Source organism: Amycolatopsis sp. NPDC104863, assembly GCF_055582965.1.
Genome location: NZ_JBVJOW010000004.1, coordinates 608,644 through 624,914 on the forward strand (window position 1 = coordinate 608,644; position 16,271 = coordinate 624,914).

Annotated in this window: 15 protein-coding genes; 12 read left to right on the top strand and 3 right to left on the bottom strand. The window is 70.3% G+C overall.

Annotated features, from left to right (window positions below; genetic code table 11):
* The 3 genes from boxB to ACZ63J_RS24515 are packed head-to-tail and all read left to right on the top strand — an operon-like array spanning window position 1 to window position 3,826.
* A complete protein-coding gene (boxB, locus tag ACZ63J_RS24505) occupies window positions 1–1,422 on the top strand; it encodes a benzoyl-CoA 2,3-epoxidase subunit BoxB (protein ID WP_465334289.1) in 1,422 nt (473 codons plus the stop codon).
* An 8-nt stretch (window positions 1,423–1,430) separates the two neighbouring features.
* Window positions 1,431–2,975: a benzoate-CoA ligase family protein gene (locus ACZ63J_RS24510; RefSeq protein WP_465405361.1), complete on the top strand. Its 1,545-nt coding sequence runs from the start codon at window positions 1,431–1,433 to the stop codon at window positions 2,973–2,975.
* The gene (locus tag ACZ63J_RS24515; RefSeq protein ID WP_465405363.1) at window positions 2,972–3,826 is read left to right on the top strand and encodes an amidohydrolase family protein; all 855 of its coding nucleotides are present in this window, start codon (window positions 2,972–2,974) and stop codon (window positions 3,824–3,826) included. Before ACZ63J_RS24510 ends, ACZ63J_RS24515 begins: the two co-directional genes overlap by 4 nt.
* 48 nt (window positions 3,827–3,874) lie before the next feature.
* On the opposite strand, the gene ACZ63J_RS24520 is transcribed toward ACZ63J_RS24515, so the two are convergent.
* Window positions 3,875–4,255, bottom strand: coding sequence for a VOC family protein (locus ACZ63J_RS24520; protein WP_465301659.1), 381 nt, complete (start codon window positions 4,253–4,255; stop codon window positions 3,875–3,877).
* Window positions 4,256–4,301: 46 nt separating this feature from the next.
* Entirely contained in the window at window positions 4,302–4,757 is a 456-nt protein-coding gene (locus ACZ63J_RS24525; protein ID WP_465334292.1) for a MarR family winged helix-turn-helix transcriptional regulator, read from the bottom strand.
* Between the two features lie 80 nt (window positions 4,758–4,837).
* Here ACZ63J_RS24525 and ACZ63J_RS24530 point away from each other — a divergent pair, with 80 nt between their 5' ends.
* From ACZ63J_RS24530 to ACZ63J_RS24545, 4 genes are read left to right on the top strand one after another with little or no spacing between them, the layout of a single operon-like run.
* Window positions 4,838–5,803, top strand: coding sequence for a ring-cleaving dioxygenase (locus tag ACZ63J_RS24530; RefSeq protein WP_465405365.1), 966 nt, complete (start codon window positions 4,838–4,840; stop codon window positions 5,801–5,803).
* On the top strand, window positions 5,800–6,402 hold the full coding sequence (locus ACZ63J_RS24535; RefSeq protein WP_465334296.1) for an alpha/beta hydrolase: 603 nt from the start codon (window positions 5,800–5,802) through the stop codon (window positions 6,400–6,402). Before ACZ63J_RS24530 ends, ACZ63J_RS24535 begins: the two co-directional genes overlap by 4 nt.
* A gap of 42 nt (window positions 6,403–6,444) precedes the next feature.
* Window positions 6,445–7,584, top strand: a complete 1,140-nt coding sequence (locus ACZ63J_RS24540; RefSeq protein ID WP_465405367.1) for a dipeptidase — start codon at window positions 6,445–6,447, stop codon at window positions 7,582–7,584.
* A 46-nt stretch (window positions 7,585–7,630) separates the two neighbouring features.
* The gene (locus tag ACZ63J_RS24545) at window positions 7,631–8,071 is read left to right on the top strand and encodes a LapA family protein (protein ID WP_465405369.1); all 441 of its coding nucleotides are present in this window, start codon (window positions 7,631–7,633) and stop codon (window positions 8,069–8,071) included.
* 21 nt (window positions 8,072–8,092) lie between these two features.
* On the opposite strand, the gene ACZ63J_RS24550 is transcribed toward ACZ63J_RS24545, so the two are convergent.
* Entirely contained in the window at window positions 8,093–8,914 is an 822-nt protein-coding gene (locus ACZ63J_RS24550; protein ID WP_465405371.1) for a maleylpyruvate isomerase family mycothiol-dependent enzyme, read from the bottom strand.
* Between the two features lie 72 nt (window positions 8,915–8,986).
* On the opposite strand from ACZ63J_RS24550, the gene ACZ63J_RS24555 reads away from it, so the two are divergent.
* The 5 genes from ACZ63J_RS24555 (at window position 8,987) to ectB (ending at window position 16,269) form a co-directional block, all read left to right on the top strand.
* Window positions 8,987–9,778 carry an Abi-alpha family protein gene (locus ACZ63J_RS24555; RefSeq protein WP_465334301.1) on the top strand — a complete coding sequence of 264 codons (792 nt, stop codon included), beginning with the start codon at window positions 8,987–8,989 and terminating at the stop codon, window positions 9,776–9,778.
* 3 nt (window positions 9,779–9,781) lie between these two features.
* The gene (locus ACZ63J_RS24560; protein ID WP_465405373.1) at window positions 9,782–11,017 is read left to right on the top strand and encodes a DUF445 domain-containing protein; all 1,236 of its coding nucleotides are present in this window, start codon (window positions 9,782–9,784) and stop codon (window positions 11,015–11,017) included.
* A 126-nt stretch (window positions 11,018–11,143) separates the two neighbouring features.
* Window positions 11,144–14,260, top strand: a complete 3,117-nt coding sequence (locus ACZ63J_RS24565) for a patatin-like protein (protein WP_465405375.1) — start codon at window positions 11,144–11,146, stop codon at window positions 14,258–14,260.
* 227 nt (window positions 14,261–14,487) lie between these two features.
* A complete protein-coding gene (ectA, locus tag ACZ63J_RS24570) occupies window positions 14,488–15,000 on the top strand; it encodes a diaminobutyrate acetyltransferase (RefSeq protein WP_465405377.1) in 513 nt (170 codons plus the stop codon).
* Between the two features lie 15 nt (window positions 15,001–15,015).
* Window positions 15,016–16,269 (top strand): diaminobutyrate--2-oxoglutarate transaminase, encoded by a 1,254-nt coding sequence (gene ectB / locus ACZ63J_RS24575; protein ID WP_465405379.1) that lies wholly within the window; start codon window positions 15,016–15,018, stop codon window positions 16,267–16,269.
* Window positions 16,270–16,271 lie beyond the last annotated feature (2 nt).

Consider the following 16,271-nt stretch of genomic DNA (forward strand, 5'->3'; position numbering starts at 1 on the left):
ATGCCCGAGAAGATCGACTACGACGCCAAGATCCCCAACAACGTCAACCTTTCCGAAGACCGGCGGCTGCAGCGCGCGCTCGAAGGCTGGCAGCCGAAGTTCATGCACTGGTGGGGCGAGATGGGCCCGACGCTGGAGACCCAGGGGGTCTACCTGCGCACCGCCGTCAGCGTGGGCCGCGAGGGCTGGGCGCACTTCGACCACGTCAACGTGCCCGACTACCGCTGGGGCATCTTCCTCGCCGAGCGCGACCCCGACCGGCGGATCGCCTTCGGCGAGCACCAGGGCGAGCCGGTCTGGCAGCAGGTGCCCGGCGAGTACCGCGCCGACCTGCAGCGGCTGATCGTGATCCAGGGCGACACCGAACCGGCGTCGGTCGAGCAGCAGAAGCTCCTCGGGCTCACCGCGCCCAGCCTCTACGACCTGCGGAACCTGTTCCAGGTCAACGTCGAAGAGGGCCGGCACCTGTGGGCGATGGTCTACCTGCTGCACGCCTACTTCGGCCGCGAAGGGCGTGACGAGGCCGAAGGGTTGCTGCTGCGCAACTCCGGCAGCCCCGACGCGCCGCGCATCCTCGGCGCGTTCAACGAGGAGACCGCCGACTGGCTGGCGTTCTACATGTTCACCTACTTCACCGACCGCGACGGGAAGTACCAGCTCGGCACGCTCAAGGAGTCCTCCTTCGACCCGCTCTCGCGCACCTGCGAGTTCATGCTGAAGGAGGAGGCGCACCACATGATGGTCGGCACCACCGGCGTCGACCGCGTGGTGACCCGCAGCGCCGAGCTGATCCGCGAGCACGACACGCTCGACATCGCCGCGCACGGCGGGATCCCGCTGGACCTCATCCAGCGCTACATCAACTTCCACTACACGGTGTCCCTGGACCTGTTCGGCAGCGAGACCTCGACGAACGCGGCGAACTACTACACCGCCGGGCTCAAGGGCCGCTGGCAGGAGGGCCGCCGCAAGGACGACCACAAGCTCACCGGGGACGCCCGCACGCTGGAGAAGCCGGGCGGCGACGGCACGTGGACGTCCGAGGAGATGCAGGCGATCCTGTTGCTGAACCTCGATCTCCGCAGCGAGTACGTGGCCGACTGCCAGACCGGCGTGAAGCGCTGGAACAAGATCCTCTCCGACGCCGGCATCGACTTCACGTTCCGGTTGCCGCACCCTGGATTCAACCGGGAAGTCGGCATAAACTCCGGCCACCACGTCACTCCCGACGGCACCATCGTCGACGAGCCGACCTGGCAGGCCGCCAAACACAAGTGGCTGCCCACGACCGAGGACCTCACGTTCGTCCGCTCGCTGATGCGTCCGGTGTACGAGCGGGGGAAGATCGCGAGCTGGGTGGCGCCGCCGCGGCAGGGCATCAACGGGAAGCCCTTCGACTACGAGTACGTGTACCTCACGTAGGAGGTCTGGTGGCGACAGGGTTCAATGCCGCGGAGTACCTGCTTTCGGCCGGGGATCCGGACGCGACCGCGGTCGTGTCGCCCCGCCGGTCGCTCACCTACGCCGAGCTCGCGGCCGAGTCGCGGCGCGTCGCCGCGGGGTTCACCGAGCTCGGCGTGCGGCCCGAAGAGCGGGTCATGTTCTGCATGGTCGACGACGTCGAGCTGCTGACCGGCATTCTCGGCGCGATGCTGGCCGGCGCCGTCGCGGTGCCGGTGTCGACGATGGTCACCGGGCTCGAGCTGGGCCGGATGCTGGCCGACTCGCGGGCGCGCGTGCTGTGCGTGTCCGGCGAGTTCGGCGAGCAGGCGGTGACGGCGCTCGGGCTGGCTCCGGAGGTCACCGACGTCCTGCTCGACCGGGCCGAGGCTACCGGGTTCCCCGTCCGGACACACGAATGGTCGTCGCTGACCGGGTCGTTCCGAAGTGGACGGACGTGGGAGGACTCGCCCGCGTTGTGGCTGTACACGTCCGGGACGACGGGACAGCCGAAAGGCGCGATGCACCGCCACGCGAGCATTCGCGCGGTCTGCGAGACGTACGCGCGAGGTGTCCTCGCGACGACACCGGCCGACCGGTTCCTGTCCGTGCCGAAGCTGTTTTTCGCTTACGGGCTGGGGAATTCGTGTTTCTTCCCGCTTGGCGCGGGTGGCACGGCGCTGCTGGAGCCTTCACGGCCGACACCCGCGTTGTTCGCCCGGCGCGCTCGGGAGGAGCAGCCGTCGTTGTTCTTCGCTGTGCCGACGTTTTACGCGGCGCTGCTCGCCAGCGACATCCCGGACGACTCGTTTTCCTCGGTGCGGCACGCGGTTTCGGCCGGCGAGCCGCTGCCGGCGTCGTTGTTCGAACGCTTCCGCGCCCGCTTCGGCCTGGAGATCCTCGACGGCATCGGGTCCACCGAGGCGTTGCACATCTTCCTCTCGAACCGGCCCGGCCTGGTGCGGCCGGGCACCACCGGCGTCGCGGTGCCGGGGTACTCCCTGGAGATCCGCGACGAGACCGGCGCGGTGATCGACGCCGTCGGCAAGGCGGGGGAGCTGTTCGTTTCCGGGCCGTCGACGGCGACCGGGTACTGGGCCCGCTACGACGCGACAAAGCTGGTGTTCCAGGGTGAGTGGCTGCGGACCGGCGACAGCTACGTCCGCAACGAGGACGGCACGTTCACCTGCCTGGGCCGGTTCGGGGACATGCTGAAGGCGGGCGGGATCTGGGTGTCACCGTCCGAAGTGGAGGAACGGCTGCGGTTGCACCCGGCGGTGGCCGAGGTCGCGGTGGTCGCCGCGCCGGACGCCGACGGCCTCGACAAACCCGTGGCGTGCGTGGTGGCCGCTCCCGGGGTTACCGTGGACGCGGAAGAGCTGATCGAGTTCTGCCGCGAGGGCCTCGCGGCGTTCAAGCGTCCCCGAGGGGTGGTCGAACTGGCCGAGCTGCCGAAGACGGCGACGGGCAAGATCCGCCGGAACGTGATCCGCGACCTGGTCCGCGACTCGCTGCGGGTGGTGCCCAGCCCGTGATCGACGGGCACTTCGTGGTCGACGCGCACGTCCACACCCCGCGGCTGCCGACGCTCAAGCCGGCGTGGCTGCAGTGGGCGCACGACTTCGCGGGGGCGTACCCGTGGCGGTCGGTGTACTCGGACGACGGTGCGGTGATCCCGTCGGCGATGGACGAGCTGATGGAGTCCGAAGGCGTCGACCGGGTGCTGCTGTTCTGCGAGTACAGCCCGCGGGCGACCGGAATTCAGCCGATCGAGGACAACCTGCCGCTGGTCTCGCACAACCCGGTGCGGTTCAAGCTGGTGGCGAACGTCAACCCGTACCTGCACCACCCGCCCGCGTCCGAGGTCGCCCGGCAGCTGGACCTCGGCGCGGTGGCGCTGAAGATCCACCCGGTGCACGGCGCGTTTTCCCCGGCGGACAAGGAGCTGTACCCGGTCTACGCGTTGTGCGCCGAGCGCGGTGTCCCGGTGATCCTCCATTCGGGAACGTCGAGCTTTCCCGGGTCCCGCACCAGCTTCGGCAATCCCGAGCTGCTGTCCGATGTGGTCGAAGACTTCCCGTCCCTGCAGTTCGTGTTCGCGCACGGCGGCCGCGGCTGGTGGTACGACGTCGCGGCGTTCCTGGCGCTGGCCCGGGAGAACGTGTGGCTGGATCTCGCCGGGCTGCCGCCGAAGAAGCTGCCGGAGTACTACCAGCGGTTCGATCTGGCGCGGCTGGCGGGGAAGTTCGTGTTCGGGACGGACTGGCCGGGGGTGCCGTCGGTGGCCGCGAACGTCCGGGCGCTGGTGGGGCTGGGGTGGCCGCAAGACGTGCTGAGCGGGGTGCTGTCGGGGAACGCGATCAAGCTGATGCCGTCCTTGGTATGACGCGGGGATGCCGGTGAGCGGACCGGCACCCCCGCGCCCCCAAGGTGGTCAGCCGCGCACTTCGTGCAGGCAGAGCACGTTGCCTTCGGAGTCGGTGAACCACGCGGCGCGCTCGGTGCCCAGCTCGGCGATGTGGTCGACCGTCTTCAGCCCTTCGACGTCGAAGTCCTGGAACCGCACGCCGCGGCCTTCCAGCGCCGAGACCTCGGCCGGGAGGTCGCCGACTTCGAAGCTCAGGGCCGTGTTCTCGCTCTGGGCGCCGGCCGGCATCACACGCAGGCCGATCGCGCCCGCGCCCGCGGCGAAGTAGAGGGTTCCGTCTTCGCCCTTCCCGGTCTGCTTCAGGCCCAGGGAGTCCGCGTAGAAGTGGCCGGCGCGTTCGCTGTCGGTCACCGGGAGCATCGTCGTGATGGTCGAGTCGGTCAGCATCGATCCATCGTGCGCCCTCGTCAAGGCCCTGGCCAGCAGTGCTTTTTCACTCGTCGCCGTTGAACGCGCGGAGTGTGCGCATGGCTTCCGCCAGTGCCTGCGCGTCGTCGCCCAGCGGGGTCAGCACGATCCGGCGCAGGATCTCCGCGGCCGCCTCGCGCGCCTTGTTCGCCATCTCCAGGCCGTGGTCGGTCAGCGACGCGAACGTGACGCGGCGGTCGTCGGGGCTCGGGACGCGGCAGATCAGGTCGGCCGCCACCAGGCGGTCGGCCACCTTCGTGAAACCGCCGCTGGACAGCGCGGCCTCCGTCGCCAGCCGGGTCATCGGCATCCGGTGCTCGGGCGAGCGGACCAGCCGCAGCAGGATGTCGAACGACGCGGGCGCGAGCCCGAGGCGGTCCGCGATCTCGCCCATCAGCTTGTCCTGGGTGGCCAGGTATCCCTCGATGACCAGGCCCCACCAGGTGACGATCTCGTCGTCGTCGGTCTTGGGATCCACCACGCCAGCCTACCGGAAAGTCTGTTCGGAATATATCTTGCGCGCGAGAGGTTCTGCGGTTACCTTGGCCTGAGGAGGCAACCATGTCGATCAAGACGTCCGGCCTGCACCACGTGACCGCCATCGGCGGCGACCCCCAGCGCAACGCCGACTTCTACCTGCGGACCCTCGGCCTGCGGCTGGTGAAGACCACCGTGAACTTCGACGATCCCGGCACCTACCACCTCTACTACGGCGACAGCTCCGGCAAGCCCGGCTCGCTGATGACCTTCTTCCCCTGGCCCGACGCGCCGAGCGGCCGCCTCGGCACCGGCCAGGCGACGACCACATCGTTCTCCGTCCCGGAAGCGTCCATCGGCTGGTGGAAGCAGCACCTGGCCGCGCAGAAGATCGAGACCGGCGAGGTCCGCAACGCCGACAACGAGGACACGCTCACCTTCCGCGACCCGGATGGCCTCCAGCTCGCCCTCGTCGCCCACCCGCAGGGTGACCCGCGCGACCCGTGGGACACCGAGCTGGTGCCGGCCGAGCACGCGATCCGCGGCCTGCACTCCGTGACGCTCTCGGTCACGAAGGAAGACGCCACCGCGGGCATGCTCACCGACGGCCTCGGCCTCAGCTTCGCCACGCAGGAAAGCAACCGGCTGCGGTTCACCGCCGGCGAAGGCGGGCCCGGCGCGCTGGTCGACGTCCTCGTGACGCCGGACGCGCCGCGCGGGCTGGTCGCTGCGGGCACCGTGCACCACGTCGCCTGGCGCGCGCCGGACGAGCAGACCCAGAAGGCCTGGCGCGAGGAGCTCGTCGACAAGGGTGTGAACGTGACGTCCATTTTGGACCGGCAGTACTTCCGCTCGATCTACTTCCGCGAGCCGGGCGGCACGCTCCTGGAGGTCGCGACCGACGAGCCGGGCTTCGCGATCGACGAGCCGCTGCTGGAGCTGGGCCGCGCGCTCAAGCTGCCGCCGTGGCTGGAGCCGCGCCGTGACGAGATCCAGCACATGCTCCCCGCGCTGAACCTCCCCGCCGAGAACAACCCGGAGCTGTCATGAAGCTGGAGCACAAGTACACCGAGGGCGCCCCGGACGCGCCGGTGCTGCTCCTGCTGCATGGCACCGGCGGCAGCCCGGATGACCTGCTCGGCCTGGCCCGCGAGCTGAGCCCGGACGCTGCGGTGCTGGCCCCGGCCGGCCCGGTGTCGGAGTACGGCGCCGCGCGCTGGTTCCGGCGGCTCGCCGAGGGGGTCTTCGACCACGAAGACGTCGTCGTGCGCGCGAACCAGCTCGCGGACTTCGTGCTCGAAGCCCGCGAGGAGTACGGCTTCGGTGACCGGCGGCTGGTCGCCGTCGGCTTCTCGAACGGCGCGAACATCGCCGCCGCGGTGGCGCTGCTGCGCCCGGAGGTCGTGCGCGAAGCCGCTCTCTTCGCATCGATGTCACCCGTGCCGCAGCCGCCCGACCTGGACCTGTCCGCGTCGCGGGTCTTCCTGGCCAACGGCGAACACGACCCGATGGCGCCCCTGGCGTCCACCGAGGAGCTGATCGGCCTGCTGCGCGAACGCGGTGCCGACGTCGTCACGCATCGTCATCCGGGCGGGCACCAGATCACGCTCGACGGGGTGCGCGCCGCGGCGAAGTGGATCAAGCCCTAGCGTTTGTACGGAGCGTATATCGGCTCGCCCTACGATCGGGCGATGACTAACGAGGCACTGCAGCGTGCTACCCAACTGCTGGACTCGGCCATCCTCGCCGACGGGCACAACGACCTGCCGTGGGAGCTGCGGCAGCACGGCGGCCCCAACCCGGTCGAGGCCGCCGCGTCGCTCGACCTGACCGTCCGGCAGCCGGCCCTGCACACCGACTTCCCGAAGCTCGCCGACGGGAAGCTCGGCATGCAGTTCTGGTCGGTGTACGTGCCTTGCCAGTTCGAGGGCCACAGCGCGGTGACGGCGGTGCTGGAGCAGATCGAGGTCGTCTACCAGCTGGCCGAGCGCTACCCCGACCGGCTCCGGCTGGTCGACACCGCCGACGAGGCCGAGGCCGCGTTCGCCGACGGCCGGATCGCGTCGCTGCTGGGCGCCGAGGGCGGGCACAGCATCGCCGAGTCGCTCGGGGTGCTGCGGATCCTGCGCCGCCTCGGCGTCCGGTACATGACGCTGACGCACAACTTCAACACCACCTGGGCCGACTCGGGCACCGACGAACCGGAGCACAACGGGCTCACCGAGTTCGGCCGCGACGTCGTGCGTGAGATGAACAAGATCGGGATGATGGTCGACCTCTCGCACGTCGCGCCGTCGACGATGCGGGCGGCGATCGAGGTCAGCTCGGTGCCGGTGATCTTCAGCCACTCCTCCTGCCTCGCGGTGAACGACCACCCGCGCAACATCCCCGACGACGTCCTCGCGCTGCTGCCCGGCAACGGCGGTGTTGCGATGACGACGTTCGTGCCCGCGTTCATCTCCCCGAAGGTCACGGCCTGGGACGAGCAGCTCAAGGCCGCGATGGCCGACGCGGGCCAGGACTTCCGGAACCTGGGCGCGCGCAAGAAGTTCGCCGACGAGTGGGGCGGCCCGGCCAAGCCGAAGGCCACCGTCGAGGACGTCGTCGCGCACGTCGAGCACGCCCGCGAGGTCGCCGGCATCGACCACATCGGCCTCGGCGGCGACTACGACGGCGTCGGCGCGCTGCCGGAGGGGCTGGAGGACACGTCCAAGTACCCGGTGTTGTTCGCGGCGCTGCTCGAGCGGGGCTGGAGTGAGGACGACTGCGCGAAGCTGGCCGGGAAGAACACGCTGCGCGTCCTCCGGGAGGTCGACGGCTTCGCCCGTTAGGGGGTTTGACGCGGCGGTCCCCGCGCGCCGGGCGGACACTGACTTCATGACGCACGCGCGCGGGGGCGCGGCCGACCGCCCCACCGGCCCCGCAGACCACGACCTGCCCGGAACCGACGTGCCGGAGGGTGCGCTGGAGCCCGCGGAGCTGCGCGCCGGCGACGTGCGTCCCGGCCCGGAAGAGGTGGCGCCGGTGCGCCCGGCGCCCGCCCGGCCCGCCTCGGCCGCCAAGAGCCGGACCCGGACCCGGCCGACGCGGATCAGCGGCACCTGGGTCGCCGTGATCGCCGGCCTGCTCGTGCTCGTCGTGCTGCTGATCTTCATCCTGCAGAACCTGGACTCGGTGACGGTCCACTTCTTCGGCGCCGACGGCAGCCTGCCACTCGCCATCGCGATGCTGTTCTCCGCGATCGGCGGCGCGGTGCTGGTCGCGCTGATCGGCGGCGCCCGCATCCTGCAGCTGCGGAAGCAGGCGCGCCGGCGCTGACCGCAAACGTTTGCCCGCAGGTCAGACGATGATCGACGTCATTTCCAGCACGCGCGCGCAAACGTTTTCGTCGCCTGCGGTCTTCACCCGGCCGAGGTCGGCCGCGTTCCGGGTGCACAGCCGCCAGAACGTGTCCAGGTCCGTCGTCACGGTGGCCAGCGGGGTGCGGGACGGCGGCGCGCCGCGGTCGAGGACCCAGCCGTCGCGCTCGCGGCGGGCGTGCCACTTGCCGGCGCCGGTGACGGTGTAACCGACCTGCTTGCCGACCCGCGCTTCGACGTCGCGCAGGGTGTGCGGCAGCGCGCGGACGAACGTGTCGGCGATCGGCTCGGCGTACTCCGCCTCCAGCGGCGTGTGCTCCAGCGCCTCGCGGAGCTGCACGTGGTGGACCCAGAACTCCGAATAGTCGCGGGCCGCGTCGAGCCAGCGCGGCGCGGGCTCGTCCCCGGCCCAGCTGACCGGCTCGCCCAGGACGTCGAGGTCGAGCTTGGCCCAGTACTCGGTCGTCTGGCCCATGAACTCGTACATCATCGTGAGCAGGACGTCGGTCGAGAGCCGGCGGCACGCGATGACCCATTCGTCGTTGATCCGGTTGATGAAGTGCGGGAAGGACTCACCCGGGCGGGGGGCATCGGCGGAGTGGCCGTCCCGGCCGCGGGACAGCCGGCCGACCTTGTCCCCCAGCAGGTGGGCGGCGACGTCCTTGACCGTCCAGCCGGCGCACATCGTCGGGCGCGTCCAGTCTTCGTCGGTCAGCGCGCCGAGCAGCGTCATCAGGGCTTGTTCTTCCTTCGAGAAGAACGGGAGGACGTCGATCGGCGGGCCCCAGCGCGTCGGACTCATGTGGGCATCCAAACACCTCCATTCGGCCTACCCACAGGTAGCATCAGCCCGTAAGCAGAGGGGAGTCCGCCCGTGAACGCAGAGCGACCGAACGGCCGGGGCACCGGCGACGAGGTGGCCGACCTGGCCCGCCGCGCCGGCCAGCTGGCCGGCTGGGCCGCACGCACCGGCTTCGAGTTCACCCGCCGGCTGCCCGGGGTGGAGACGGCCGAACGCGGCGTGCGGCAGGTCGAGCGCCAGCTGCTGGCCGAGCTGCGCCGCCGGCTCGACGAGGTCGACGACCCCTACCACGCGGCGCTCACCGCGGCGTCCGCGATGAACCGCCCGGCGGTGCCCGGAAAGGTCGAAGCGACCGTCACGCTCGTGCCGGCCCGCGACAACCGCGGTGAGCCGCTGCGCGCCGCGATGGCCGAGCTGCTCAACCACTCCATCGGCTTCGGGCGGGACCGCGCCCGCGAGTACTTCTACGCGATCATCCTGCGTCAGCTGACGCCCGACGAGGCCCGCATCCTGTCGGCGCTGTCCGACGGCTCGCCGTTCCCCGCGCTCGACGTCACCGAGCGCACCGGCCTCGGCGGCAGCGGCCGTGTGGTGCTGCGCAACGCTTCCACGGTCGGCAAGGCGGCCGGGGTGTCGCTGCCCGACCAGGTGCCCGGCTACGTCACGCGGCTGATCGGGCTCGGCCTCGTCGACCTCGACGAAGAGGTGCCGGCCCTGGAGACGCAGTACGAGATCCTGATGACCGACGAGACCGTGCGCGACGCCGAGAAGCACGTCAAACGGGCCAAGTTCGTCAAACGCACGATCCACGTCTCGCGCCTCGGCGCGGAGTTCTGGCAGGCCTGCGACCCGAGCCTCGGTTAGCGGATGGGGTCGTTCCTCGCCGGCATCGTCGCCGACTTCGCCCAGCACTGGCCCCTGTACGTCTCGATCCCGGTCGTCGCCGCGCTGATCGGCTACGGCACCAAGCTCGTCGCGATCCGGATGATGTTCCAGCCGGTGGAGTTCATCGGGGTCAAGCCGTTCCTCGGCTGGCAGGGCATCGTCCCCAAGCGCGCCGCGCGGATGGCGAGCATCGCCTGCGACACGATGACCGAGCAGCTGATCAAGCCGGCCGAGGTCGTCGCGCGGCTGGACGCTTCCCGCATCGCCCAGGAGATCGAGAAACCGCTGCTCGCGGGTGTCGAGGACATCGTCCGCGAGGTGGCGGGGCACTACCAGCCGGGGCTCTGGGAGTCGCTGCCGGTGCGGGTGCAGCGGCTGGTGATCGAGCGCGTCCAGCACGAGTCGCCGCGGATGGTCGCCGCCGTCCTCGACCTGATCAAGTCCGATGTGGACAGTGTGTTCGACCTCAAGGGCATGGTGGTCACCAGCCTGGTCAAGGACAAGCGCCTGCTGAACCGGATCTTCCAGGAGGCGGGCGCGCAGGAGTTCAAGTTCATCGCGCGGTCCGGCCTCGTGTTCGGCGGCGCGATCGGCGTGATCCAGATGGTGGCCTGGATCCTCTTCAAGTTCCCGCTGATCATGCCGCTGTTCGGCCTCTTCACCGGCTGGTTCACCGACTGGCTCGCGCTGCGGATGATCTTCTACCCGATCGAGCCGCGCAAGTACTTCGGCGTCACGTGGCAAGGGTTGTTCCTGAAGCGGCGCAAAGAAGTCGCGGAAGCGTACGGCGAGCTGATCGCGAAGGAGATCATCACCCCGCACAACGTCATCGAGGCGATCCTGCACGGCCCGCTGTCCGACCGGGTGCTCGCGCTGATCCAGCGTCAGCTGGACGAGGAGCTCGGCAGTGTCGCCCGGCCGCTGGTAGTGTTCGCGGTGGGCAGCCGGAAGTACCAGGACATGAAGCTGGCGATCGCGTCGCAGATCATGAGCCGCCTGCCGGAGACGATGCGGTACATCGAGGACTACGCGACCGACGCGATGGACATCCGCAACGTGCTGGTGTCCAAGATGAAGGAGCTGTCCCCGCGCGAGTTCGAGCGCCTGCTGCGCCCGGCGTTCGAGCAGGACGAATGGATCCTGATCGCGACGGGCGCGGTGCTCGGCTTCGCGGTCGGTGAAGCGCAGGTCCTGCTGCTGGAACACCTCGCGGCCTGACCCCGGTGAACACCTGACGGCCGTGCGGGCGAGCAAGTCCACCCGAACGGCCGTACACCTGTACGTATCCCCGGGCTTACCTTGCGCCTCTACTCTGCGACGGACGACTACCGGGCGGGGGAGCCCATGGCTGAGACGACGGAACCGCGCGCGGACGCGCTGCCCCGGCAGGAGATCCGGCTCGCGATGACCATGGTCGGCGGGGCCAGCCTCGCCGTCTGGATGGGCGGGGTCGCCGCCGAGACGTCGCTGCTGCTGCGCGAAGCCCGGGACGGCGCGCCCGCCGGGCTCTACCGGAAGCTGACCGGGCTGCTCCGGGCGGACCTCTCGGTCGACGTCCTGACCGGGACGAGCGCCGGCGGGGTCAACGCCGCCTGCCTCGGGCTCGCCGAAGCCTTCGGGTCCACGCCCGAAAGCCTGCGCGACACCTGGATCTCGACCGGCTCGCTGGACAACCTGACCCGCGACCCCGCCGAGCCCGAGCCGAGGTCGTTGCTGGACGGCGACCGGGTGCTGCTCGACGGTGTCCGGGGCGCGCTCGAGCAGATCGTGCGCAGCGGGCAGCCGTCCGCCGCGGGCGCCGCCGATCTGACCGTGCTGCTCACCGGGACCATGATCGACGGCGAGAGCACCCGCTACGAAGACGCGCTGGGCAACCTGGTCCGGGACACCGAGCACCGCATGCTCTTCCGGTTCCACGGCGACCAGTGGCGCACGCCGAAGGTGGTCGGGCCGCTCGCCCTCGCCGTGCGGTCCACCGCCTCCTACCCCGGCGCGTTCGAGCTGTCGCGGGTGCCGATCGGCGCGGACCGGACGGACCCGGCGCACCCGGACATGAGCCCGTACACCGCCCTCACCCGCTCGCACTGGGTCACCGACGGCGGGGTGCTGCTCAACAAGCCGCTTCGCCCGGCGCTGCAGGAGATCTTCGCCCGGCCGGCCGCGGCCGACGTCCGGCGGCTGCTGCTCTACGTCGTGCCCACCGGGGAACGGGAAGCCGAGGTGCACCCCTGCGATCCCGGGGACTTCCCGTTGCTGACCAACACGATGGGCAAGGTCGTCGCCGCGGTGATGAGCCAGTCCATCAGCTCCGAGCTCGAAGAGCTTTCCCGGCACAACGCCGGGGTGACGCGGACCCGGGACACCCGGGTCATCCTGGCCGGCCTCGGGATGCGCGGCGGCGCCGAGTCGCTGATCGACCCGCGGCTCTCCCGCGCCTACCTCGAGCGGCGGACGGCCGGGGACGCGGCCGAGCTGGTCGAGCTCGCCGCCCGGCGGTACGCGCAGTCCCGTGTGGACAGTCCGGAACTGCAGTGGTTCACGGGAAAGTCGGAATCCCTGCGGCAGACGGCCGCGGCCGGGCTGGCGCACGAGGTCCCGCCCGATCCGCCGGCGCCCCGGATGTCGTCGGCGGCGCTCGTCCCGTACCGCACTTCGGCGCTCGCCGACGCCGTCGCCACTGGGCTGCAGCTGATCAACGCGGGCTTCCGCCTCGGCCCGGAAGCGGCCGACGCCGCCGTCCTCAACCAGGCCCGCGCCGGGCTGCACAGCGCGCGGGTGGCCTCGGCTCGCGGGGAGAAGCTCGACCAGTGGGTCATGGCGCAGGCGGCGCCGGAACCGGCCGAGACCCTCGCGACGTGGGTCGGCAAGCTGGCCCTGGACTGGGCGGCGCTCGGGAAGACCAACGGCCTCGCGGACGCCTGGTCCGCCGTCGTCTCGGAGCTGCGCACCACGGCACCCGCGTTGCGACGCCTGGTCGAGTCGCGACCGGGTGAAGGCGACGAGGTGGCGACACTGCTGGACTGGCTCGCGCTCGACAGCGACCCCGACGACGACGTCGTGCGCGCCCGGCTGCTCGCGCTGCACGTCGCCGGGCGCGGGCTGCTCGCGGAGGCGCCCGCGGTCGACCAGCGGGCCGATCTCGTGCAGGTCAGCGCGGACTCGCGGACGTTGCTCGACATGGAGCGGCGGCGCTCGTGGGACAAGCTGACCGGCATGCAGGCGGGCTACTTCGGCGCGTTCTACAAGGCGTCCTGGCGCGCGAACGACTGGATGTGGGGCCGGATCGACGGAGCGGGCTGGCTCATGCAGGTGCTCCTCGACCCGGCCCGATTGCGGAACCTCCGGGACCTCGCCGGGCCCGCCGTGTTCCGCGACGAGGTGAAGGCCACCTTCGAGGAGATCGGCTGGTGTCCCCCGCGCGAGGCGGACAACCTCGAGAAGGCGGACGTCGACGTGCTGAAATGCCAGCTCGACCAGGAGCTCGCCTTCCTGGGACTCAACTCCCGGTTGGAGCCGATCGACGAACCCGCCGCCGCGGCGCCCCCGAGCATGCCGGTGACCGCGCTCGTGCTCGCCCGGGCGCGGCAGCTGGAGATCGCCCGGACCGAGCTGCCGGTCGTGTGCCGCCACGCGGAGGACGACGTCGTCAAGGCGAAGGGCAGCGACAAGAAGTCCAAGGTCTTCCGCGGGCTGGCCCGGCCGGATCTCCCGCTGGAAGGCGCCGACCAGACGCAGCAGACCTTCCAGGCGTGCACCGTCTCCGCCGAGCGGATTTCGGACGAGCGGGGCACGCCCCTGCTGGTCAAGACCATGATCAAGCTGGCCGCGGCCGGGGTGAACGCGGCGGCCGCGACGGTGCCGCCGTCAACGCCGAAGGCCGCGAAGTCGGTGGTCACCGCCGTCCGGGCCACCGCCCGCAGCACCTGGCGGATCACCAAGGGCTCGATGGCGCTCAAGACGCCGGGGACGATCGTCGCCGCGGCGCTGGCCCTGATCGCGGGCCTGCTGATGGGCGGCAACAGCAGCGCGGTGGTCGGGCTCATCGGCCTGCCCGTGCTGGCCGGCGCGGTGGTCTTCGTGGTGGTCAACGTGCTGCTGATGTCGAAGAAGTCGCCGCTCGGCTGGCTCTACCTGCTCGGCCTGCTGGCGCTGCTCGGACTCTTGCTGGCCCCCTTCCTGCCCGTGCTCGCGAAGCCGTTCTTCGGCTGGCTGGGTTCGGTGGTCGCCGGCTGGGGACGGGGTGACGCGCCGGTCTGGTGGGTCGTGTTCGTGGTCGTCCTGCTGCTGCCGTGGGTCGTGCCGCCGCTGGGCGCGCTGTGGCGGCGGGCCCGCCGCGGTGACCGGCCGGCGGCGCCGGCGGCCGAACCGGTGGCGGCCGCCGAGCCGGTCGTGCTGGCGACGCCGGCCGCCGCGCCCGCGGCCCCGGCGGCCCCGGAACCGGCCACCGAACGCTCACCCTGAGCAACTCGTCCGGCCCGTCGCCTTGCGATCACCGGCGATGAGGTTCATGGTGCGGGGTAGGTCGCGAGCCATGAGTTCGCGACCCAGGCGCGCGTGTGCCCCGGAACCGTCCACTTCAAACATGTTTGTGGGACTCCTCACCGGGTACTCCGCTTCGCCCCAGGTCATCGCGGGGTCGTGAGCTGCGTCGCTGGCGGGGCGAAAATTCTCTGTTACGTTTCCTGAGTATGTCCGTAACGCACTTGATCGAATCCCCGACCAAGGCGGACGGCGCGCAGCTGTGGCGAATCGCGCGCGATTCCGCCAAGCTTGATCTCAACTCGCCGTACGCATACATGCTGTGGTGCCGCGATTTCGCCGAGACATCGGTGGTCGCGCGCGAGGACGGCGAAGCGGTCGGATTCGTGACCGGCTACCGCCGGCCGGGGGAACCCGACGTGGGGTTCGTCTGGCAGGTCGCGGTCGACGCGTCCCAGCGCGGGAAGGGCCTGGCAGGGAAGCTGCTCGACGCCCTGTACGACCGCCTGGTCGACGCGGGGGTGCGTTACCTCGAGACCACCATCACCCCGGACAACGAAGCGTCCATCCGGCTGTTCACCTCCTTCGCCAAGCGCTGGGAGGCGGCGGTGGAAACCACGGTGCTGTTCGACGGCGCCGATTTCCCCGGTGACGGTGAACACCTGCCGGAAGAGCTTTACCGCATCGGTCCGCTCACAGCACGCAAAGATCCGGGCGAGTAGGAGAAAAGAAACGTCATGAGCATCTTCGAAGAGCTCGAATCCGAGGTCCGCAGCTACAGCCGTGGCTGGCCCGTCGTGTTCGACCGCGCCCAGGGCAGCCACCTCTACGACGAGAACGGCAAGGCCTACCTGGACTTCTTCGCGGGAGCCGGCGCGCTCAACTACGGGCACAACAACCCGCGGCTGAAGCAGGCGCTGATCGACTACATCCAGCGTGACGGCGTCACGCACGCGCTGGACATGTTCACCGTGGCCAAGCGCGACTTCCTGCAGACCTTCCGCGACAAGATCCTCGACCCGCGCGACCTGAACTACAAGGTCGTGTTCCCGGGTCCGGGTGGCGCCAACGCCGTCGAGGCGGCGTTGAAGCTGGCGCGCAAGGTGACCGGCAAGGAGTCGGTCATCAACTTCACCAACGCCTTCCACGGCATGACGCTCGGCGCGTTGTCGGTCACCGGCAACTCGATGAAGCGCGGCGGCGCGGGTGTGCCGCTGGTGCACGCCACGCCGATGCCGTACGACGCGTACTTCGATGGCGCGATGCCGGACTTCCTGTATTTCGAGAAGCTTCTCGAAGACTCCGGCAGCGGGCTCAACGAGCCGGCCGCGGTCATCGTCGAAGGCGTCCAGGGCGAGGGCGGCATCAACGCCGCGCGCCTGGAGTGGCTGAAGGGTCTCGACGACCTCTGCAAGCGCCACAACATCCTGCTGATCCTCGACGACGTCCAGATGGGCTGCGGCCGCACCGGCCCGTTCTTCAGCTTCGAGGACGCCGGGATCAAGCCGGACATGATCTGCCTGTCGAAGTCCATCAGCGGTTACGGCATCCCGATGGCGCTCACGCTGATCAAGCCGGAGCTCGACGTCTGGGAGCCGGGTGAGCACAACGGCACCTTCCGCGGCATCAGCCCGGCGTTCGTCACCGCGACCGAGGCGATCAACGCCTACTGGAGCGACGACGAGCTCGAGAAGTCGACCCTGGCCAAGGGCGAACGCATCGCCGCCGCGTTCTCCGGCATCGTCGAGGCCTACCCGGACGCGAACCTCGTCGCCAAGGGCCGCGGCCTGGCGCGCGGCCTCGAGTTCGAGAACGGCGACCTGGCCGGCCGGGTCTGCGCGGAGGCGTTCGCGCGCGGCCTGCTCATGGAAACCTCCGGCCCCGACGGCGAAGTCATGAAGCTGCTGCCGCCGCTGACCCTGACCGACGACGAGCTGACCCAGGGCCTGTCGATCATCGACGAGTCCATCAAGGCCGTCCTGAAGAAGTAGAG

Bases quoted from the DNA above. Each gene is read 5' to 3' on its own strand.
- boxB (WP_465334289.1), top strand. From the start codon at position 1: ATGCCCGAGAAGATCGACTACGACGCCAAGATCCCCAACAACGTCAAC.
- ACZ63J_RS24520 (WP_465301659.1), bottom strand. From the start codon at position 4,255: ATGCTGACCGACTCGACCATCACGACGATGCTCCCGGTGACCGACAGC.
- ACZ63J_RS24530 (WP_465405365.1), top strand. From the start codon at position 4,838: ATGTCGATCAAGACGTCCGGCCTGCACCACGTGACCGCCATCGGCGGC.
- ACZ63J_RS24535 (WP_465334296.1), top strand. From the start codon at position 5,800: ATGAAGCTGGAGCACAAGTACACCGAGGGCGCCCCGGACGCGCCGGTG.
- ACZ63J_RS24540 (WP_465405367.1), top strand. From the start codon at position 6,445: ATGACTAACGAGGCACTGCAGCGTGCTACCCAACTGCTGGACTCGGCC.
- ACZ63J_RS24545 (WP_465405369.1), top strand. From the start codon at position 7,631: ATGACGCACGCGCGCGGGGGCGCGGCCGACCGCCCCACCGGCCCCGCA.
- ACZ63J_RS24550 (WP_465405371.1), bottom strand. From the start codon at position 8,914: ATGAGTCCGACGCGCTGGGGCCCGCCGATCGACGTCCTCCCGTTCTTC.
- ACZ63J_RS24560 (WP_465405373.1), top strand. From the start codon at position 9,782: ATGGGGTCGTTCCTCGCCGGCATCGTCGCCGACTTCGCCCAGCACTGG.
- ACZ63J_RS24565 (WP_465405375.1), top strand. From the start codon at position 11,144: ATGGCTGAGACGACGGAACCGCGCGCGGACGCGCTGCCCCGGCAGGAG.
- ectA (WP_465405377.1), top strand. From the start codon at position 14,488: ATGTCCGTAACGCACTTGATCGAATCCCCGACCAAGGCGGACGGCGCG.
- ectB (WP_465405379.1), top strand. From the start codon at position 15,016: ATGAGCATCTTCGAAGAGCTCGAATCCGAGGTCCGCAGCTACAGCCGT.